This window comes from Neisseria sp. P0021.S006, assembly GCF_051956895.1.
Window position 1 is genome coordinate 1 of the sequence record NZ_JBQCWZ010000041.1, and the last position, 20,425, is coordinate 20,425.

The window sequence follows — 20,425 nt, forward strand, 5'->3', positions numbered from 1 at the left end:
AACACGCCCTTTATTTTTCCGTTTCAGACGGCCTTTATTATTTAAGGCCGTCTGAAAATCGGTTTACCTTGCTATATTAAACATTCACTTTCTCGGCTACTTCGTTGTAGCTGTCGATTTCATTGAAGTTCATGTAGCGGTAGATTTGGTCGCCCTGCTCGTTAATGATGCCGATATTGGCTTGGTATTCTTCAACAGTCGGGATTTTACCCAGTTTGGAGCAGATTGCCGCCAACTCAGCCGAGCCGAGGTAAACAAAGGTGTTTTTACCCAAGCGGTTCGGGAAGTTACGGGTAGAAGTGGACATTACAGTCGCACCTTCGTGTACTTGCGCTTGGTTACCCATACACAATGAGCAACCCGGCATTTCCATACGCGCGCCTGCACGGCCGAGTACACCGTAGTGACCTTCGTCAGACAACTCTTTCGCATCCATTTTGGTCGGCGGTGCCATCCACAGACGTACCGGGATGTCGCTCTTGCCTTCCAAGAGTTTGGAGGCGGCGCGGAAGTGGCCGATGTTGGTCATACAAGAACCGATGAACACTTCGTCGATTTTGGTGCCGGAGCGTTCAGACATGAAGCACACGTCGTCAGGGTCGTTCGGGCAAGCAATAATCGGCTCTTTAATGTCGTCCATGTTGATTTCAATCACGGCGGCGTATTCGGCATCTTTATCCGCTTCGAGCAATTCAGGATTTGCCAACCATGCTTCCATGGCTTTGATACGGCGTTCCAAAGTGCGTGAATCTTGATAGCCGTCGGCAATCATGTTTTTCATCAACACAATATTGGATTTCATGTACTCGATAATCGGCTCTTTGTTGAGCTTCACGGTACAGCCAGCAGCAGAGCGTTCGGCAGACGCGTCAGTCAATTCAAAGGCTTGTTCCACTTTCAAATCAGGCAGGCCTTCGATTTCGAGGATGCGGCCGGAGAAGATGTTTTTCTTACCGGCTTTGGCAACAGTCAGCAAACCTTGTTTAATCGCGTACAACGGAATTGCATTTACCAAGTCACGCAGGGTGACGCCCGGTTGCAGTTTGCCGCTGAAGCGTACCAATACAGACTCAGGCATATCAAGCGGCATTACGCCCGTGGCTGCTGCGAAAGCAACCAAGCCCGAACCTGCAGGGAAAGAAATACCGATAGGGAAACGGGTGTGGCTATCGCCGCCTGTACCGACTGTATCAGGCAACAGCAGACGGTTGAGCCATGAGTGAATCACGCCATCACCCGGACGCAGGGATACACCGCCACGGGTAGAGATGAAAGCAGGCAATTCTTTATGAGTTCTCACATCGACAGGTTTTGGATAAGCCGCGGTGTGACAGAAAGACTGCATCACCATATCTGCTGAGAAGCCCAAGCAAGCCAGGTCTTTCAATTCGTCGCGAGTCATCGGGCCGGTAGTATCTTGCGAGCCGACAGTAGTCATGCGTGGTTCGCAGTAAGTACCCGGACGCACGCCTTTGCCTTCCGGCAAACCGCAGGCGCGACCAACCATTTTTTGAGCCAATGTGAAACCGGCTTTGCTTTCAGCTGGCGCTTGAGGCAGACGGAACTCGGTAGAAGCAGGCAATTTCAGTGCTTCGCGCGCTTTGGCAGTCAAACCGCGACCGATAATCAGGTTAATACGGCCACCGGCTTGCACTTCGTCCAGCAATACTTGTGATTTCAATTCAAACTCGGCAACAATCTCGCCGTTTTTCACGATTTTGCCTTCATAAGGCAGGATATCGACGACATCGCCCATTTTCAGAGCAGATACATCGACTTCAATCGGCAATGCGCCGGAGTCTTCTTGAGTATTGAAGAAAATAGGAGCAATTTTGCCACCCAAGCACACACCGCCGAAACGCTTATTCGGTACGAACGGAATATCTTCGCCTGTATGCCAAATCACGGAGTTGGTAGCAGATTTACGTGAAGAACCGGTACCGACCACGTCGCCAACGTAAGCAACCGGATGGCCTTTGGCTTTGAGTTCTTCCAACAATTTAATCGGACCGACTTCGCCCGGTTTGTCAGGATTGATGCCGTCGCGCGGGTTTTTCAACATAGCCAGCGCGTGCAGAGGGATATCAGGACGGCTCCATGCATCAGGTGCAGGAGAGAGGTCGTCTGTATTGGTTTCACCGTCGACTTTGAAGACGGTAACAGTGATTTTTTCTGGAACTTTGGCACGAGAAGTGAACCATTCGGCATCTGCCCAAGATTGCAATACTTCTTGCGCGTATTTGTTGCCTTTTTCGGCTTTTTCTTGAACATCGTGGAAAGAGTCAAACATCAACAGAGTGTGTTTCAGACCATTTGCAGCGATAGGCGCAAGTTTGTCGTTGTCCAAGAGTTCGATGAGTGCATGAATGTTGTAACCGCCAAGCATAGTACCCAACAGCTCGGTAGCATACTCAGGGGAAATCAGCGGACTGGATGCGCTGCCTTCGGCAACGGCAGCCAAAAATGAGGCTTTAACTTTGGCGGCATCGTCCACACCGGGTGGTACGCGGTGAGCCAACAGCTCAACCAAGAACTCACCTTCACCGGCAGGTGGATTTTTCAGCAGCTCAACCAAATCAGCAGTCTGCTGAGCAGTCAGAGGAAGGGCGGGAATACCAAGGGCGGCGCGCTCGGCGGCGGCTTTACGATAGGCTTCTAACATCTCTTTGTTCCTTTTTCTGTTTTTTCTTCTGGATAATTGCAAATGATTTGCAATTAAGGATTGTAAACAATCCTTTTAAGTATCATAGACCAGTTTTCAAAAAATGGGAACAGTTATGTTACTAAGTGTAATAAATTTAAACTATTTTATTTAATGTGTTAATAGTCTAATTATCTAAAGCTGCCCTATTCTAGGCGTTTTAGCCAAACAGACGGGAAACTTCGGCTGATTTTTTACGGTACGGCAATATGATTTCAACGCGGAACAGGCCGTCTGATTGGATATATCTGATTTTCGCGTCGGTGTCATACATCAAAGTCAGGCGCTCTTTCAGATTGCGCAAGGCCATAGAATTACCTTTATGCGGCTTGGTATTTTCGTTGGGTTCCGTTCCGCACGGATTTTCGATACTGATGAAAATAGATGATTTTTCCAATTTTGTTAATACCGTAATTATCCCTGGACGGTGGATAGATTCGACACCATGGAATACGGCATTTTCCAAAAGCGGTTGCAACAACAGATGCGGTGTTTCCGCATCATCAGGCGCATGGTGCTGCCACATGACCTGTACGCGCATATGTCCCATGCGGATTTGCTCGATGGCAATATATTCCTGCGCCCACTCGATTTCCTGTCCTAAGGTACTGTTTTGACTACCGTCGCGCAGTTGTGCGCGGAACAAGTTGGCCAAATTTTCCAGCAAAGTCTCCGCGTCATACGGACGCAGACGGATTAAGCTGATGGCGGCATTCAAGCTGTTAAACAAGAAATGCGGACGGATACGCGCTGTCAACGCGCTCAGTCTGGCTTCGGAAATGGAAGGCGCAAGGCTATTGCGACGGGCTGCTTCGATGTACATGAAACTGAAACAAAAAAAGGTCAGCAAGAAGAAGTGTTGAATCAGCAGCCAAATTTCCGTCTTCAAAATCACTAGATCGACAAACAAGAAAATCAGCAGGTTGGAGACGTAGGAAACCACAACGCTGTACTGCGAGCGAAGCAGGGAAGGCGCAAATGCCTGTAAGAAATAGACCTTGAGTAAAATTAAGAGGATGACGGGGCAAGCCCATGAAAAATGTTGGAAAATCTGTTCCGGATAAGGCACACCCGATACCGTCATCAACGGAAAGATAAACAAACTGATTAATAAAACAATAAGCAGGCGCACCAAAGTTGCGGAATTGCGCAAATCCGGCACTGCGAAATTCTGGTTTATTTGACGTATAATAGACATGATTTCAACCGTTTTCTTTCATAATGTATAGACGGGTCTGCTATATTGAAGACGTAGACCCTGTTTTTTATTTATATTTTAAGGATGCTGATATGAGCAAGGACAAAACCTGGTCAGGCCGTTTTAACGAACCTGTTTCCGAGCTGGTCAAAAAATATACCGGCTCGATTGATTTTGACAAACGGCTGGCAGAATGGGACATCCAAGGCTCGCTGGCACACGCGCAAATGCTGACACAGTCGGGCGTTTTGAGCGAAGACGACCTCTTTGCCATCCGTCAGGGCATGGCCGAGATTATAGCAGAAATCAAGGAAGGAACGATTTCCTGGTCGCTGGATTTGGAAGATGTCCACATGAACATCGAACGCCGCCTCACCGACAAAATCGGCGATGCCGGCAAACGCCTGCACACCGGCCGCAGCCGCAACGACCAAGTCGCTACCGACATCCGCCTGTGGCTGCGCGACCAGATTACCGTCATTCAAGACCTGATTCAAAACCTTCAGACGGCCTTGGTTGATTTGGCGGAACAAAACGCCGAAACCGTCATGCCCGGCTTTACCCACCTGCAAGTTGCCCAGCCGGTCAGCTTCGGGCATCACATGCTCGCCTACGTTGAAATGCTCGGCCGCGATTTCGAGCGCATGGTCGACTGCCGCAAACGCGTCAACCGTATGCCGCTCGGCGCCGCAGCCCTTGCCGGTACCACCTACCCGATTCAGCGCGAAATCACCGCCGAGCTATTGGGATTTGAGCAAATCTGCCAAAACTCGCTCGATGCCGTGTCTGACCGCGATTTTGCCATTGAGTTCACAGCCGCCGCTTCCCTGATTATGGTTCACCTGAGCCGTCTTTCCGAAGAATTAATTTTATGGATGAGCCCGCGTTTCGGTTTTATCGACATCGCCGACCGTTTCTGCACCGGCTCGTCCATCATGCCGCAAAAGAAAAATCCCGACGTACCCGAACTCGTGCGTGGCAAATCCGGTCGCGTGATTGGCCACCTGATCGGCCTGGTTACCCTGATGAAATCGCAACCTTTGGCATACAACAAAGACAATCAGGAAGACAAAGAGCCTTTGTTTGACACTGCCGACACGCTTATCGACACGCTGCGCATTTACGCCGACATGATGCGCGGCGTCACCGTCAAACCCGACAACATGCGCGCCGCCGTAATGCAGGGTTTTGCAACGGCTACCGACTTGGCGGACTACTTGGTGAAAAAAGGCATGCCTTTCCGCGACAGCCACGAAGTCGTTGCCCAAGCCGTGCGCCATGCCGATGAAGCTGGCGTTGATTTGAGCGAATTGCCGCTCGAAGTCCTGCAAGGTTTTAGCAGTTTGATTGCCGATGATGTTTACAGCGTGCTGACACCTGAAGGCAGCTTAAACGCGCGCAACCACTTGGGCGGCACCGCGCCTGAACAAGTCCGTTTCCAAATTAAACGCTGGCGTGAGTTGTTGGCTTAAACCCATCTAAACACATAATAAAAGGCCGTCTGAAAATTTTCAGACGGCCTTTTGATTACCTGTGTTACACTCAACCTCACAATAAAAACAGATAAAACCTAAACTTACCTTCAAACGAGAAAACACGCCTCCTGACTTTGCCGCCATTTTCAAAAAAGGAGCGAGGATGAAAAACATTGTCTTAAAATTGGCTATGATCTGCCTATTCAGCGGCTGCTATGCCGTATTCGTCGCCTGGGAAAATGGCGGATTCAGCCAGCTCCATGATTTCCAAGCAATAGAGCGCAACGGCATGAGCGCATACCTTCATCAAACCTCCGCCGCCACCATGCAAGCTGAAAAAAACGAGCTGTCGATTTTGCAAAACAACCAAAACAGCTTAGCCTCTTGCGTCGGCATTGAAGCTTTATGCGAACACGCCAAGCCGGGCATCTGGGTTGAACATGCCCAATTCTTACAACACAAGGACACAGGCAAATTATTGGTACTTTCGTTGGAGTATTTGGAAAACAATGACACCGCCAAAACCCTACATAACCGCTATTCTGCATTGCTCCTACCCCAAGCAGACAGAAAGGAAGCGTGGCACTACGCCTGGCGTACATTTTTAAGGTCAGTGACTTTCCTACTGCTCTTCAATTTACTGTCAATGATTTTTGCCCTATTCGAAGAAAAGACAAGCGAAGCATAAAAACATGCCGTCTGAACACATTTTCAGACGGCATGTTTCATTATTAAAGCTTAACGCGGATGAACCATATCGGCAGGAACAACCAATTCGTCAAACTCTTCGCCTGTCAACAAGCCCAGTTCAATGGCGGTTTCGCGCAACGATTTATCGTTTTTATAGGCGGTTTTGGCGACTTTGGCGGCGTTTTCGTAACCGATTTTGCGGTTTAACGCAGTAACCAGCATCAGGGAATGGTGCAGGAAATAGTCGATTTTTTCCGGTACGGGTTCGATGCCGACGGCGCAGTTTTCATTGAAGCTGTTGCACGCATCGCCCAACAGGCGGATGGATTGCAAGAGGTTGTAAGCGATAACGGGCATATAGACGTTCAGCTCGAAGTTGCCCGACGCACCCGCCATGCCGATGGTAACGTCGTTGCCGAACACTTGGCAGCACACCATGGTCATCGCTTCGCATTGGGTCGGGTTGACTTTGCCCGGCATGATGGACGAACCCGGCTCGTTTTCGGGGATTTTGATTTCGCCCAAACCGCAACGCGGGCCGCTTGCCAGCCAGCGGATGTCGTTGGCGATTTTGTTCAAGCTTGCCGCCAGCGTTTTCAGTGCGCCCGAAGCGGCAACGGCGGCATCGCGTCCGCCCAAGGCTTCAAATTTATTCGGCGCGCTGACAAACGGCAGACCGGACAGTTCGGCAAGTTTGGCGGCGGCTTTTTCGGCGTATTCGGGATGGCTGTTCAAACCCGTACCGACTGCCGTGCCGCCTAAGGCGAGTTCGTATAAACCTTTGAGCGCGTCGTTCAGACGGCCTAAGCCGTGATCAAGCTGGGAAACGTAGCCGGAAAACTCTTGTCCTAAAGTCAACGGCGTTGCGTCCTGCAAATGGGTACGGCCGATTTTGACGATGGGGGCAAATTCTTTGGCTTTTTTGTCCAATGTGTCGCGCAGGGCTTTTACTGCCGGAATAAGGTGGCGGTTGATTTCAATCGCGGCAGCAACGTGGATGGCGGTTGGGAACGCATCATTGGTCGATTGCGCGTGGTTCACATGGTCGTTGGGATGGACGGGCTGATACGCCGCCAAACCCGTACCGGCGATTTCGTTGGCACGGTTCGCCAGCACTTCGTTCATGTTCATATTGGACTGCGTACCGGAACCGGTCTGCCACACTACCAATGGGAACTGCCCGTCGAGCTTACCGTTCAACACATCATCCGCCGCCTGCGTAATCAAATCCGCCTGCTCGGGCTTAATCCTGCCGAGGTCGACATTGGTGGCGGCGGCGGCTTTTTTCACCAGCGCCAAAGCATAAATCAGTGGCTGCGGCAGGGTTTCGCCGCCGATTTTGAAATTATTGCGGCTGCGCTGGGTCTGCGCGCCCCAATAGGCTTCGGACGGGACTTCGACATTGCCCATGGTGTCGTGTTCGGTACGGGTGCTCATGCGTTTCTCCTATATTTAAACAGAAATAATAATGATTCGTAAATTTATTATACCCAGCAAAAGGCCGTCTGAAAAGAGAGAGGTTTTCAGACGGCCTTTTGCTTTATCAACCTGAAATATTAATAGAAGATAAAACCCGATTTCGGAGCAAACACAACCTGCGCCGCCACTCCCCTCTTCTAAAAATTTTCCTCCTTGCCGATTTGTATTTTGCGCTAGGTGTTTATCGACAATAAATACCTTATCGTTTCTTTACTTTGTTTTTCTCCAAGAGCATAATGAATAAAAATGATTATCAGGAGATGAAGATGAAACGAAAACATTTGGTTTACCTGTTAATGAGCAGTTTTGCCGCCGCAAACGGTTTTGCCGAAACCTTGGCAGACCCCGATGAAATCCAGCCTGTCAAAACCTTTTCCCCTCCCAAACCGATTGCTCCGACCGCCGCTCAAGGTTATTTCCCCGAAAACCAATTCGACCGCACCGACCGTAGCGATCATTACTTTGTTACCGAAAACATAGACCAAGCCTTCCGTCCTCTGAAAGCAAACAGCGGCTTTTACGGCAAAAGTTTTTACAATTCCATTACCGCGCAAGCGCGCGGGGCAAAAGTGTATGGCGTGGCCAACCTCAATCACACCAAGGCCAACGGCTATAAAGACGGCGACGGCAATCAGACCGATTGGAAATACAGCCGTTTTAATCAAGCTTTGGTACTCGGTTTCGTGCCATCTGAAAATCAAGAATACCGCCTCACCTACCTACACGACGACATCAACAACGACCGCCAGCCGCAGTTCGTCAACGATGCATTGGACACCGAACGCCACATCGCCAAACTCAACGCGCGTTGGGGCAATGCCGATTTGAGCAATACGGTCAGCGCGGAAGCAGGCATCATCAAACTCAAACGCCATGCCGACAATTACTCCCTGCGCCCAAACAACACGCCGCAACAAATGTTTGTAGAACTTGACCGCAAAGTGTACGACTTCTCGCTCAAACACGACGCGGACTTCGGCAAATTCCACAACAACGCCGCCGTCAGCTACCGCAACGACAGCCAAAACGGCGAGCGCAACGCCCACACCGCCATGCGCGACTTCCTCAACGGCTACCGTTTCGCCGATGTACACCTCGACCGCTGGCGCATTGCCGATACCCTGTCTTACAAGTTCAACGACCAACACAAACTGGGTTTGGGCTTAAGCTACGAAATCAACGAAGCGGACGTACGCAAAAATACGGCACAGCCCGCCCATCCGATGAACCGCAACCTTGCCTTCGCCTCATCACAACAAATTTGGAAAACCCATTACGGCTACGACTTCAACGGCAAAGTGCGCCGTCATGCCTTCTCCGGTGAACTCAAATATGATTTCACGCCGTCTGAAACGCAAAAATACAGCGTTTCCCTTGCTCACTTAGAACGAATCGGCGACAACACCGAACGCTTCAACTCGCTTGCCGCCATCGTACAAAACCGCATGAACGGCGCACTGATGAACCAAAATTCAGCCGCCGCCATCGCAGGCAATCCCCTGCTGAAAACCGAAAAACACAACCGCATCAAGCTCACCGCCGACAGCCGCAACGACTACTACAACGGCTACATGAACTCGCTCGCAGGCGCGGGCTGGAACGTGGGAGGCACGCTTGTAGCGGACAAAGTCAAAGACCTGATTATTTTTGACCGCGCACATGGACAAAGCGGCACAGCCTCCAACGGCGGCGGCATCATCACACGCAACGTAGACGCTCGATTGTTTACCGCGCAGGCCTACGCGCGTTACAACTTCAATCCGCATTGGGCGGCAGGCATCAAAGCCGCCTACAACTACGGACACAACGAAACTGACGGCAGGCCGCTCTATCAAATCCGCCCGTTTGAAGCCGCCGTCCAAGCCGACTACAAAAACTACTTTGCCCACGGCAGCTACAACATCGGCGCAGCAACACGCTTTGTCGCCAAACAAACGCGCGGCGATTTTGACGCGGCAAGAGGTCTGGGCATAGACAAACGCGAAGCCGCCAAAGGCTTTACCGTTGCCGACCTTTACGCAGGCGTAAACATCAAAGACAAATACGGCTTGCGCTTGGGCGTAAACAACGTGTTCAACAAAAAATACGCCGAACACATCAGCGGCGACCACGTCCTCGCCCTGTCGCCCAGTGTGGTGTATGCACCGGGCAGGACATATTGGTTGAGTTTGCATGCGGCTTTTTAAAATCAGGCCGTCTGAAAGAATGCCTACACTGGCTTATTAAGAATTAGGAGATAAAAAATGGACATGAAAAGACGCGATTTCTTAAAAATGACCGCCGCTCTGGCAGCCGCAGGCGTTTCGCCTTCATTGTTGGCAGCCGGTAAAGAACAATTTACCGTGTACGGCGCACCGGCAATGCCCAGCGTAACCATTGCCGTAGCGGCGTTGCAAGGCAAGCTGGCGAAACAGGCAGATGTATCGCTGAAAATCTGGCGTTCGCCCGACCAACTGCGCGCAGGCGTAGCAAGCGGACAATTTAAAGTGATGATGAGCCCGAGCAATGTCGGCGTAAACCTGCGCAACCAAGGGCAGAAAGTCGGCATGGTCAATATTTTGACCAACGGCATCACGCAGCTGATGTGCAAAGGCAGTGCGATTGCCTCGCCTCAGGATTTGGTCGGCAAAAAAATCCTCGTACCGTTTAAAAATGATATGCCCGACATCGTGCTGCAAGCCTTACTGAAAAAACTGAAAATCGACGCGCACAAAGTCGGCATCACTTACACCGCCACGCCGCCGGAAGCAGTCGGACTGTTTTTGAGCAAGGACTACCACGCTGCCATCCTGCCCGAACCGATGGCAACCGCCAGCCTACTTAAAGGCAAAACCATGGGCGTAAACGTCGTGCGTGGATTTGACTTGGTGAAAGCATGGGGACAGGCGTTTGACACCAAACCGCTGATTCCGATGGCAGGCATCATCGCCAACGAAGAATATTTCCACGCACACAAAGCGCAGTTCGACATCTTCCATCAGGATTTGAAAAACGCGCTCAACTGGATACTCGCCAACCGTCAGAGCGCCGCGAAAATCGGCAAAAACTACCTCCCCGCCCCCGAACCCGCCCTAGTCATGGGCTTGGACGGCGCGCGGCTGACGGTAACCAAAGGCAGCGAAGTGAAGAACGAGATTTTGAAGTTTTACGAAATCCTGATGCAGTTCAACCCGAAACTCTTGGGCGGCAAGCTGCCGGATAACGGGTTCTTCTTAGCTTAAAAGAGGAGAGAGGCCGTCTGAAAATAGTGAAAGCCATTGAAATTTGACTTATCATTTTTCAGACGGCCTGTTAGGACATTATCAGCAGCGTAGGTCGGATTCTTGAATCCGACATTTCGGCTAAATGGGGGCTGTCGGATACGAGTATCCGACCTACTTTTTTCAGACGGCCTATCCTTGCCAAAACATAACGACAAACCAACACCCAAACCATGATTAAAACCGACAAAATCCGCAAACCGCAGCCTGCGCTGTTTTACATCATCGACTACCTTTGGAGCGGCTTTGCCGGTCTAGGCGTGGCGATGGTAGTGGTGGCGTTGTGGGCGTGGGGCAGTGCCGTGTTCGGCGAGTTTATGCTGCCTGCGCCGGTGGAGGTGTTTCAAAAATCTTTGGCTTTATTGAAACATTTTCAGGAAAACGAAATCGGGATTTCGCTGTGGCGGTCGGTGGTGGGGATTTCGGTTGCGCTGGTAGCGGGATTGGCGGCGGGACTGGTGGCGGGCAGTTTTAAGACGGCGATGGCATTGCTTAAACCTGTGATTACGACTTTGTTGGCGATGCCGCCGATTATTTGGGTGGTGATGGCTCTGTTTTGGTTCGGGTTCGGCAATCCGAGCGTGCTGTTTACCATCATTGTGTTGGTTGCGCCGCTGACGTTTGCGAGTGCGGCGGTCGGGATGGCGAGCGTGAACAAGCAGCATGAGGAATTGTTTGACGCTTATAAATTAGGCCGTCTGAAAAAAATCCGTTATCTGTATATCCCGCATCTGACGGGTTATGTGATTTCCAGCATCGGCGTGGCGGTGGCGATGGGGGTGAAGGTGGTGATTATGGCGGAACTCTTGGGCGCGAGCGAAGGCGTAGGCGCGCGGATTGCAGACGCGAGGGCGATGCTGGAGACTTCGACGGTGATGGCTTATGTGGTGTTGGTTATCGTGTTTGTGTCACTGTTTGAATACCTGATTACCAAACCTTTGGAAATTTTGTTTATGCCGTGGAGGAGATGATGCTCTGTCTTGAAAACGTGCGTTTTGAAATTCTCCGCGACCCCATCGTGCGCGATTTCAGTTTGAACCTGCAACATGGCGAAGTGAAAGCTTTGTTCGGGCCGAGCGGCTGTGGCAAGACGACGGTTTTGCGTTTGATTGCGGGCTTGGAAACGCCGAAATCGGGCACGATACGCAATACTTTCCGCAAAACGGGTTTTCTGTTTCAGGAAAACCGCCTGCCGGGAAACTTGACCGCGATGCAGAATATCGCTATTTTTATGGACAAACCCGATGAAGGCGAAATCATCGCGCTGGCGGCGAAAGTCGGGCTGACTGCGGGCGATTTGAACAAATATCCGACCGAATTGTCCGGCGGCATGGCGAAACGGGTAGCATTTTTGCGCCTGCTGCTGTGCGGCTGCGACCTTGCCTTGCTGGACGAGCCGTTCGTCGGTTTGGACCGCGATTTGCGCGATATTTTGGTCGCCATGCTGGTGGAAAAAATCGAGCGGCAGGGCATGGCGTGTATGCTGGTAACGCACGACCGCTTCGAAGCCGCACGCCTGAGCCATGAAATCATGCTGCTTTCCACTAAGGGCATGAACGTGCAAAACGTGATTACCCTGCCTACGCCGCTGTCCGAACGCGATTCGGCTTTTGAAGAAGCCGTGGTGGCAAGAGAGTTTCAGGGGATTCATTATTATGAGTGATAGGAATTTAAATTTCTGACAAACCTTGCGGTTCGTTGCCCTCTCCCTAACCCTCTCCCACGGGGAAAGGGGATCAGGTTTCTCAAAATCAGAGAGCCGTAGAATTGGGAATCAGATGTCAGGTAAACCTGAAAATGTTCAGGCTCGACAGCCCAATTCCCTCTCCCCGTGGGAGATGGCTAGGGAGAGGGTAAGCAAGCCGCAGGCTTGCCTCTTTAGCGAAAGATACGAATCTGTTATCCGAACGCGATTCGGTTTTTGAAAAAGCCGTGGTGCCAAGGGGGCAGGGGATTCATTATGAGGTGCTTTATGTTTTCGACTGTGATTACTGCTGCTGTTTTATATATTGCTACAGCAGTAGATTTGTTGGTAATACTATTAATATTTTTTGCTAGAGCAAATACTAGAAAAGAATATCGAGATATTTATATCGGACAATATTTAGGTTCTGTAATTTTAATATTAGTTAGTTTATTTCTAGCTTTTGTTTTGCATTATGTTCCGGAAAAATGGGTGTTGGGTTTATTAGGTTTAATACCGATTTACTTAGGTATTAAAGTTGCTATTTACGACGATTGTGAGGGCGAAAAAAGAGCTAAAAAAGAATTGGATGAAAAAGGGTTGTCAAAATTAGTCGGTATTGTTGCTTTGGTTACAGTTGCTAGTTGTGGTGCAGATAATATTGGACTTTTTGTTCCTTACTTTGTGACTTTAGATCTTGTCGACTTATTAGTTACTCTTCTTGTATTTTTAATATTGATTTTTGTTTTAGTATATACAGCACAAAGATTGGCTAATATTTCAGGTGTTGGTGAAATTGTAGAGAAGTTTAGTCGTTGGATAATGGCTGTTATTTATATTGGTTTAGGGTTATTTATTATTATTGAAAATAATACAATTCGAACAATAATATCAATAATATGAATGATACGGGCATTTGAGTATCTGACAAACCTTGCGGTTCGTTGCCCTCTCCCTAACCCTCTCCCACGGGGAGAGGGAATCAGGTTTCTGAAAATCAGAGGGCGCTCGACAGCCTAATCCCCTCTCCCCGTGGGAGAGGGCTAGGGAGAGGGCAAGCAAGCCGCAGGCTTGCCTCTTTGGCGAAAAATACAACCCTGTCCGCCCAATAAATCCATATCCGAAAGCATCTTCATGCAGAATCAAGCCAAGCCATGAATAAATTTTTCACCCACCCCATGCGGCCGTTTTTTGTCGGTGCGGCGGTACTTGCCATATTCGGCGCGTTGGTGTTTTTCATCAGCCCCGGTGCCGTCATTTTGCACCGCCAAATCTTCTTAGAACTCATGCTGCCTGCGGCATACGGCGGCTTCCTGACTGCCGCCATGCTCGAATGGACGGGCTATCAAGGCCGTCTGAAACCTGTCGCTACTTTGATGGCGGCATTGTTGCTCGCCGCATCCGCCATACTGCCCTTTTCGCCGCAAACTGCCTCGTTTTTCGTTGCCGCCTATTGGCTGGTATTGCTGCTGTTTTGCGCCTGGCTGATTTGGCTTGACCGAAACACTGACAACTTTGCCCTACTAATGCTGCTTGCCGCGTTTACCGTTTTTCAGACGGCCTATGCCGTCAGCGGCGATTTAAACCTGTTGCGTGCGCAAGTACATCTGAACATGGCGGCGGTCATGTTTGTATCCGTCCGCGTCAGTATTCTTTTGGGCGCGGAAGCCCTTAAAGAATGCCGTCTGAAAGACCCTGTTTTTATTCCAAATATCGTTTATAAAAACATCGCCATCACCTTCCTGCTGCTGCACGCCGCCGCCGAACTTTGGCTGCCAGTGCAAACCGCCGGTTTTACCGCGCTTGCCGTCGGCTTTATCCTGCTCGCCAAGCTGCGTGAGCTTCACCATCACGAACTCCTGCGCAAACACTACGTCCGCACTTATTACCTGCTCCAACTCTTTGCCGCCGCAGGCTATCTGTGGACAGGCGCGGCGAAACTGCAAAATCTGCCCTCCTCCGCCCCATTACACCTGATTACCCTCGGCGGCATGATGGGGGGCGTGATGATGGTGTGGCTGACCGCCGGGCTGTGGCACAGCGGCTTTACCAAACTCGACTACCCCAAGCTCTGCCGCATTGCCGTCCCCATCCTCTTCGCCGCCGCCGTCTCGCGCGCTGTTTTAATGAACGTGAACCCGATATTCTTCATCACCATTCCTACGATTCTGACCATCGCCGTGTTCGTACTGTATCTTTTCACGTTTGTACCGATATTTCGGGAAAATGCGTTTACGGATGATCCGGAATAAAACAAAAGGCCGTCTGAAACTTTCAAACGGCCTTAGCTTTAAATAAATGCTTTATTTGTTGGCGTTCAAATAAAGATTAATTAGGCGTGTAGTGGAACTGTCGTGTTTTTGCACTTCGGTCTCGCCGGTCAATTCGGCAAGAATGGTTTTGGCCAGTTGTTTACCGAGTTCTACGCCCCATTGGTCAAAGCTGTTGATGCCCCAAATAATGCCTTGAACGAAAGTTTTGTGTTCGTACATGGCAATCAGGCTGCCCATATTGCGCGGGTTGATTTTGTCCATTAGGATGAGGTTGGTCGGGCGGTTGCCTGAGAAGGTTTTGTGCGGAACCAGCTCTTCGATACGCTCTGCTTCCATGCCTTGGGCTTGAAGCTCGGTGCGGACTTCGTCAGGCGTTTTGCCGCGCATAAAGGCTTCGGCTTGGGCAAAGACGTTCGCCAGCAGGATTTCGTGGTGACCGCGCAGGTTGCTGCGTTTTTCAAGGGAGGCGATGAGGTCAATCGGCGTGATGTGCGTACCTTGGTGCAGCAGTTGGAAGAAGGCGTGCTGGCCGTTGATGCCGGTTTCGCCCCAAATAATCGGCGAAGTTTCGTAACCGACCGGTTTACCGTCAAGGGTAACTTGTTTGCCGTTGCTCTCCATGTCGAGCTGCTGGATGAATTTGGGCAGGCGGTGAAGATGTTGGTCGTAAGGCGCGATAACATGGCTGCCGCCGCCGTAGTAATTGATGTACCAGATGCCGATGAGGGCGAGGATGACGGGCATGTTGCGCTCTAGCGGCGTGTTGATGAAGTGTTGGTCCATCAAGTGCGCGCCGTTGAGCATTTCGATGAAGTTTTCTTCGCCGAGATACAGCATAATCGGCAGGCCGATGGCCGACCACAGGCTGTATCGTCCGCCGACCCAGTCCCAAAATTCAAACATATTGGCGGTATCGATACCGAATTCGGCAACGGCTTTTTGGTTGGTCGATACGGCAACGAAGTGTTTGGCCACGGCGCTTTCATCGCCTGCATGATCCAAGAACCATTTACGCGCGGTCAGGGCGTTGGTCAGGGTTTCTTGGGTGGTAAAGGTTTTGGACGCAATGATGAACAGCGTAGTTTCAGGGTGGACTTTGGACAATACGTCGCGCAGTTGGGAGCCGTCCACATTGGAGACGAAGTGCATGTTCAAACGCGGATGGCCGAAAGGCTTGAGCGCGGTACACATCATCAGAGGACCGAGGTCAGAGCCGCCGATACCGATGTTGACGACGTCGGTAATGACTTGATTGGTATAGCCCAACCAGCTGCCGCTGCGGACTTCATGCGCGAACTCGCCCATGCGTTGCAGGACATGGTTGACCTTAGGCATGACATCTTCGCCATCCACGACGATAGGGGCGTTGGTGCGGTTGCGCAGGGCGACGTGGAGAACGGCGCGGTTTTCCGTCGTATTGATTTTTTCGCCGTGGAACATTTGCTGCATCCGCTCCGGTACGCCTGCTTCACGCGCCAGCTCGAACAACAGTGCCATGGTTTCGTCGTTGATACGGTTTTTAGAATAATCCAAAGTCAGGCCGCCAACCTGCAGCCAGTAGCGCTCGGCACGTTCGGGATCTTGCTCGAACATTTCGCGCATGTGTTGTTCTTTGGTTTCGTCAAAATGTATCCATAATTTTGACCAAGCTGGTAAATCGTGAAGGTGTTTCATCGGATGCTCTCCTGGATAGTGGACAGTTTTGTTGAGAAAACGGCCGTGAGGTCGTCTGAAACGGGAACGGGGTGGTTTCCGTTTTTTGAGGTTTCAGACGGCCTTGATGTGGGTTGGGGCTGTCTGAAGATATCAATGAAGAATCAATCTTTATCGTATTCGATGTGCTTGTTATGTATGCTTTTTTTACTTTTTTGCAGTTGCGTACTGGCAGTATCGCCCAAACGCAAGGCCAAGCCGATGGCAAGAATATCGATAACGGCCAGCTGCAGAAGACGGGACACCATAGGCGTATAAAGCTCGGCATTTTCCTGAGTAGCAATGCTCAATACACAGTCGGCCATTTGAGCCAACGGTGAATCATTGCGGGTCAGCGCGATAACGGCTGCGCCGTTTTCTTTGGCGATACTGGCCGCATCCAACAATTCGATAGATGAGCCGGTATTGGAAATCGCCACCAACACATCCTGCTCGGTCAATACGGAAGCCGCCATCAGCTGGGTATGTGTATCGACATAGGCAACGGTGGACATACCGAAGCGGAAGAATTTGTGTTGCGCATCTTGGGCAACGATGCCGGAGTTGCCGACACCATAAAACTCAACGCGTCGCGCGTGCATCAGAATGGCAATCGCGTTTTCCAGCTCGGATTCTTTCAGGAAACGGCGCTCACCCAAGAGGGAGGCTGCGGCATTGCCCAATACTTTTTCGACCACGCTGCCCATGTTGTCATCGGCGTTTAATTCTTCATGAACGTAAGGCATGCCTTCGTGGCCGATGCTGGCAGACAAAGCGAGTTTGAACTCAGGCAAGCCTTTGTAACCCAAGCTGCGGCAGAAACGGATTACAGTCGGCTGACTGACGGAAGCACGCTCGGCGATTTCCGCCACAGCAGCATGAACGAACCATTTCGGCTCGGCCAACGCAGATTCGGCAACTTTGCGTTCTGCGCCGGAGAGGTTGGACAATGATTCGCTGATTTTGCTTAACATATACTCTACCCTTTGATTCTTTGACGTTCAGGACAAGGTTTTTTTCCACCCCCTGCCCTGCACCGCCGTTTGTGTGTTTAAACGTTATTTAAATGATTGTCTAATGCGACCGCCGCGCCGACGATGCCCGGAAATTCGCTCAATACGACATACACGGGAATAGCGGCAAGATAAGCCTCAAAGCGGCCTTTGTTTTCAAAGCGGCTGCGGAATGGAGACGTTTTAAAGTAATCCAACACGCGCGGGATAATCCCGCCGCACAAATACACGCCGCCGCGCGCACCCAATGACAAAGCCAAATTGGAAGCAACCGTACCCAGCATGGCGCAGAAAATATCCAAAGTCTGACGGCAAATCGGCGATGTTCCGCTCAATGTCTTATCGGTGATTTCAGAAGGCTTCAGACGGCATTGTTTGATGTTGTCGCGTTTGGCCAATGCTTCGTAAATCAGGCTCAGACCTGCGCCGCTCAAGAAACGCTCGGCAGAAACATGGCCGTATTTGTTTTTAGCGTATTGCCAAATCAATACTTCCATATCGTCAAACGGCGGGAAGCTGGTATGGCCGCCCTCGCCTGCCAACGCCACCCAGCCGGCAGCGCTGTGCACCAAACCGCTGACACCCAAACCGGTACCCGGACCGATAACGGCTTTAGGCGCAAATTCGATTGGTTTTTGACCGCCGATTTGTATCAAGTCTTTCTTATCGGTTTTTGTTACCGCCAAAGCCTGGGCGGTAAAGTCGTTCAACAGAATCAACGTTTCAAAACCCAAAGCCTGGCGGGTGGTTTCGATGGAGAATGCCCAGTGGTGGTTGGTCATCTGCACCCAGTCGCCCAAAATCGGATTGGCAATCGCAAAGGCGGCGTGCAAAACTTTCGGACTGCCTGCGCGTTCCAAATAAGTTTTGGCGGCATCAACAATGGTGTCGTAATCCTGGCAAGGCAAGACTTCAGCCTTTTCAATGACCTGTGGTGCAGTTTCAAGTGCAAAACGGGCATTCGTACCGCCGATATCGGCGACCAAACGAGGATAAGCTTCAGTGTGCATAGTAGACATGGCAGTTAATCCCTTGATGATTGAGAATCAGGCTGGTCGGATATTCGGTATCGACCCTTGCTGCAGCCTTGTCGAATACCGCTTTTTTCTCTGCGCCTTGAATGGCCAAAAATACATTCGGCGTTTTGGCAATCGCACCCAAAGTCATACTCACACGCTCATGCGGCGCGGTAACCGGCGTAGTATGAATCAATGTCGGGTCATTGGCTTCATTGATTGCTGCCTGTAATTGAGGCGCTTGAGGGAACAACGACGCCGTATGTCCGTCCCCTCCCATGCCCAACACCAGCACATCAGGTTGCTTATAATGTTTCAATGCGTAAGCAACGACAACTTCAGGTTGTAATTCAGTTTCAGACTTTCCGTCTTCAACAACAGGAATCCATGTGGCAACGGCCGCGTTATTTTTGAGCAGATATTCGCGTACCAAGCCTGTATTGCTGTCGGCATGCGTGGTCGGAACGATACGCTCGTCCACCAAAGTAATGCCGACGTTTTGCCAATTTAAATCTTTTTGCGACAAAGCCTCGAAAAACGCAATCGGCGAACGACCGCCGGAAACGGCCAAAACCGCATGGCCTTTCTCATTCAACGCGGCTTGCAATGCGGCGGCAACGGCATCGGCGAGAGCTTGCGCAGCAGTTGCAGCATTTTCTTGTTCGTGCCAAACAAACATGTTTCGTCCTTTCATGGTTTCAGACGGCCTTTTGTTGGAAAACAAGGCCGTCTGAAAGAAATATTATTGCTCTTCGTGCCACTTGTTACCGTCACGGGCCAACAGCGCGCGCGCAGCTTCAGGACCCCAAGAATGGGCTTCGTAAGCATGTGGAGGCGTTGTATTGTTCGCCCAGTTTTCCAGGATAGGCATCACATATTCCCAAGCGGCTTCGAGTTCGTCACGACGGTTGAACAAAGCGAGTTTGCCGTTAATCACATCCAGCAGCAGGCGTTCATAAGCCTCGGCACGGCGACCCTCGACGGCTGTGCCCAAGTCCACGCCAATCGGTGTCACTTCGACTTTGTTGCCAGCACCCGGGGTTTTCACTTGTGTGTAAAGACGGACGGATTCGGTCGGTTGTAGTTCAATAACCAAACGATTCGGCGCAGGTTGGCTGTTGTCAAAAATATGGTTTTGCAGCGGACGGAAGTTCAACACGATTTCCGCCACTTTGCCTGCCATGCGTTTGCCGGTACGCAGGTAGAAAGGTACGCCTTTCCAACGCTCGTTTTCGATTTCGGCTTTGATGGCAACATAGGTTTCAGTGAAACTGTCTTTCGGTACGTCGACTTCTTCCAGATAGCCGTTCATACCGTTTGCTGCAACATATTGGCCGCGAATAACATTTTCGTTGACGGATTCGATGGTCAGCGGTTTCAGCGATTTGATGACTTTCACTTTCTCGTCGCGTACGGCATCGGCATCCAAGCTTGCCGGCGCTTCCATCGCAGTCATACAAAGCATTTGCATCAAGTGGTTTTGCACCATATCGCGCAATGCGCCGGTAATGTCGTAAAACTCACCGCGTTCTTCCACGCCCAACTGCTCGGCGATGGTCAGCTGTACGCTTTCAATATATTTGTTGTTCCACAAAGGCTCGAACATCACATTAGCAAAACGCAAGGCCAGCAGGTTTTGCAGGCTTTCTTTACCCAAATAATGGTCGATACGGTAGATTTGTTCTTCTTTGAAATAACGGGCTACATCTGTATTGATTTGTTGGGAAGAAGCCAAGTCCGTACCCAACGGTTTTTCCAAAACCACGCGCACGTTATCGGCATTCAAACCGATTTCGGCAAGATTTTCACAGGCTTGTGCAAAGAATTTCGGCGCAGTTGAGAGGTAGATCACGACATTCTCAGTATTCTTGCGCGCTTTTACCAAGTCGCCCAAAGCAATGAAGTCGTCTTTCTTTGTCACATCGACTTTCAAATACTCAAGAC

At 50.7% G+C, this 20,425-nt stretch carries 16 protein-coding genes; 8 read left to right on the forward strand and 8 right to left on the reverse strand.

Annotated elements, in window-relative coordinates; genetic code table 11:
* Positions 1-76: 76 nt before the first annotated feature.
* Positions 77-2,662, reverse strand: a complete 2,586-nt coding sequence (gene acnB / locus ACTHUM_RS08965; RefSeq protein ID WP_004519365.1) for a bifunctional aconitate hydratase 2/2-methylisocitrate dehydratase — start codon at positions 2,660-2,662, stop codon at positions 77-79.
* 199 nt (positions 2,663-2,861) lie between these two features.
* Positions 2,862-3,899, reverse strand: a complete 1,038-nt coding sequence (locus ACTHUM_RS08970; RefSeq protein ID WP_004519364.1) for a sensor histidine kinase — start codon at positions 3,897-3,899, stop codon at positions 2,862-2,864.
* Positions 3,900-3,991: 92 nt separating this feature from the next.
* Between ACTHUM_RS08970 and argH the strand changes: the two genes are divergently transcribed.
* Complete coding sequence (gene argH, locus ACTHUM_RS08975; RefSeq protein ID WP_440361148.1) at positions 3,992-5,371, forward strand: argininosuccinate lyase; 1,380 nt, start codon at positions 3,992-3,994, stop codon at positions 5,369-5,371.
* A gap of 166 nt (positions 5,372-5,537) precedes the next feature.
* Positions 5,538-6,062 (forward strand): hypothetical protein, encoded by a 525-nt coding sequence (locus ACTHUM_RS08980; protein ID WP_107867753.1) that lies wholly within the window; start codon positions 5,538-5,540, stop codon positions 6,060-6,062.
* Positions 6,063-6,112: 50 nt separating this feature from the next.
* On the opposite strand, the gene fumC is transcribed toward ACTHUM_RS08980, so the two are convergent.
* Positions 6,113-7,501 carry a class II fumarate hydratase gene (gene fumC / locus ACTHUM_RS08985; RefSeq protein ID WP_107867754.1) on the reverse strand — a complete coding sequence of 463 codons (1,389 nt, stop codon included), beginning with the start codon at positions 7,499-7,501 and terminating at the stop codon, positions 6,113-6,115.
* A gap of 308 nt (positions 7,502-7,809) precedes the next feature.
* Here fumC and ACTHUM_RS08990 point away from each other — a divergent pair, with 308 nt between their 5' ends.
* From ACTHUM_RS08990 to ACTHUM_RS09015, 6 genes are all read left to right on the forward strand, one after another.
* Positions 7,810-9,729 carry a TonB-dependent receptor gene (locus ACTHUM_RS08990; RefSeq protein WP_107867755.1) on the forward strand — a complete coding sequence of 640 codons (1,920 nt, stop codon included), beginning with the start codon at positions 7,810-7,812 and terminating at the stop codon, positions 9,727-9,729.
* A 57-nt stretch (positions 9,730-9,786) separates the two neighbouring features.
* Positions 9,787-10,764, forward strand: coding sequence for an ABC transporter substrate-binding protein (locus ACTHUM_RS08995; RefSeq protein ID WP_049335420.1), 978 nt, complete (start codon positions 9,787-9,789; stop codon positions 10,762-10,764).
* Between the two features lie 212 nt (positions 10,765-10,976).
* A complete protein-coding gene (locus ACTHUM_RS09000; RefSeq protein WP_049335418.1) occupies positions 10,977-11,774 on the forward strand; it encodes an ABC transporter permease in 798 nt (265 codons plus the stop codon).
* Positions 11,774-12,466 (forward strand): ATP-binding cassette domain-containing protein, encoded by a 693-nt coding sequence (locus ACTHUM_RS09005; protein ID WP_009310824.1) that lies wholly within the window; start codon positions 11,774-11,776, stop codon positions 12,464-12,466. The genes ACTHUM_RS09000 and ACTHUM_RS09005 overlap by 1 nt, the downstream gene beginning before the upstream one ends.
* A 309-nt stretch (positions 12,467-12,775) precedes the next feature.
* Positions 12,776-13,390 carry a CadD family cadmium resistance transporter gene (locus tag ACTHUM_RS09010; protein ID WP_049335602.1) on the forward strand — a complete coding sequence of 205 codons (615 nt, stop codon included), beginning with the start codon at positions 12,776-12,778 and terminating at the stop codon, positions 13,388-13,390.
* Between the two features lie 251 nt (positions 13,391-13,641).
* Entirely contained in the window at positions 13,642-14,739 is a 1,098-nt protein-coding gene (locus ACTHUM_RS09015; RefSeq protein ID WP_070695338.1) for an NnrS family protein, read from the forward strand.
* 51 nt (positions 14,740-14,790) lie between these two features.
* On the opposite strand, the gene pgi is transcribed toward ACTHUM_RS09015, so the two are convergent.
* The 5 genes from pgi to zwf all read right to left on the reverse strand — a co-directional run.
* Positions 14,791-16,434: a glucose-6-phosphate isomerase gene (gene pgi, locus ACTHUM_RS09020; protein ID WP_049335414.1), complete on the reverse strand. Its 1,644-nt coding sequence runs from the start codon at positions 16,432-16,434 to the stop codon at positions 14,791-14,793.
* Positions 16,435-16,577: 143 nt separating this feature from the next.
* The gene (hexR, locus tag ACTHUM_RS09025) at positions 16,578-17,426 is read right to left on the reverse strand and encodes a DNA-binding transcriptional regulator HexR (protein ID WP_004519348.1); all 849 of its coding nucleotides are present in this window, start codon (positions 17,424-17,426) and stop codon (positions 16,578-16,580) included.
* A gap of 77 nt (positions 17,427-17,503) precedes the next feature.
* Positions 17,504-18,484: a glucokinase gene (locus ACTHUM_RS09030; RefSeq protein WP_039861966.1), complete on the reverse strand. Its 981-nt coding sequence runs from the start codon at positions 18,482-18,484 to the stop codon at positions 17,504-17,506.
* Complete coding sequence (gene pgl, locus ACTHUM_RS09035; RefSeq protein WP_039861965.1) at positions 18,465-19,160, reverse strand: 6-phosphogluconolactonase; 696 nt, start codon at positions 19,158-19,160, stop codon at positions 18,465-18,467. The genes ACTHUM_RS09030 and pgl overlap by 20 nt, the downstream gene beginning before the upstream one ends.
* A 63-nt stretch (positions 19,161-19,223) precedes the next feature.
* Positions 19,224-20,425, reverse strand: a 1,202-nt coding sequence (gene zwf, locus ACTHUM_RS09040) for a glucose-6-phosphate dehydrogenase (RefSeq protein WP_440402826.1), incomplete at its 5' end; no start/stop codon positions are given.

Bases quoted from the DNA above. Each gene is read 5' to 3' on its own strand.
- acnB (WP_004519365.1), bottom strand. From the start codon at position 2,662: ATGTTAGAAGCCTATCGTAAAGCCGCCGCCGAGCGCGCCGCCCTTGGT.
- ACTHUM_RS08970 (WP_004519364.1), bottom strand. From the start codon at position 3,899: ATGTCTATTATACGTCAAATAAACCAGAATTTCGCAGTGCCGGATTTG.
- argH (WP_440361148.1), top strand. From the start codon at position 3,992: ATGAGCAAGGACAAAACCTGGTCAGGCCGTTTTAACGAACCTGTTTCC.
- ACTHUM_RS08980 (WP_107867753.1), top strand. From the start codon at position 5,538: ATGAAAAACATTGTCTTAAAATTGGCTATGATCTGCCTATTCAGCGGC.
- fumC (WP_107867754.1), bottom strand. From the start codon at position 7,501: ATGAGCACCCGTACCGAACACGACACCATGGGCAATGTCGAAGTCCCG.
- ACTHUM_RS08990 (WP_107867755.1), top strand. From the start codon at position 7,810: ATGAAACGAAAACATTTGGTTTACCTGTTAATGAGCAGTTTTGCCGCC.
- ACTHUM_RS08995 (WP_049335420.1), top strand. From the start codon at position 9,787: ATGGACATGAAAAGACGCGATTTCTTAAAAATGACCGCCGCTCTGGCA.
- ACTHUM_RS09000 (WP_049335418.1), top strand. From the start codon at position 10,977: ATGATTAAAACCGACAAAATCCGCAAACCGCAGCCTGCGCTGTTTTAC.
- ACTHUM_RS09005 (WP_009310824.1), top strand. From the start codon at position 11,774: ATGCTCTGTCTTGAAAACGTGCGTTTTGAAATTCTCCGCGACCCCATC.
- ACTHUM_RS09010 (WP_049335602.1), top strand. From the start codon at position 12,776: ATGTTTTCGACTGTGATTACTGCTGCTGTTTTATATATTGCTACAGCA.
- ACTHUM_RS09015 (WP_070695338.1), top strand. From the start codon at position 13,642: ATGAATAAATTTTTCACCCACCCCATGCGGCCGTTTTTTGTCGGTGCG.
- pgi (WP_049335414.1), bottom strand. From the start codon at position 16,434: ATGAAACACCTTCACGATTTACCAGCTTGGTCAAAATTATGGATACAT.
- hexR (WP_004519348.1), bottom strand. From the start codon at position 17,426: ATGTTAAGCAAAATCAGCGAATCATTGTCCAACCTCTCCGGCGCAGAA.
- ACTHUM_RS09030 (WP_039861966.1), bottom strand. From the start codon at position 18,484: ATGTCTACTATGCACACTGAAGCTTATCCTCGTTTGGTCGCCGATATC.
- pgl (WP_039861965.1), bottom strand. From the start codon at position 19,160: ATGTTTGTTTGGCACGAACAAGAAAATGCTGCAACTGCTGCGCAAGCT.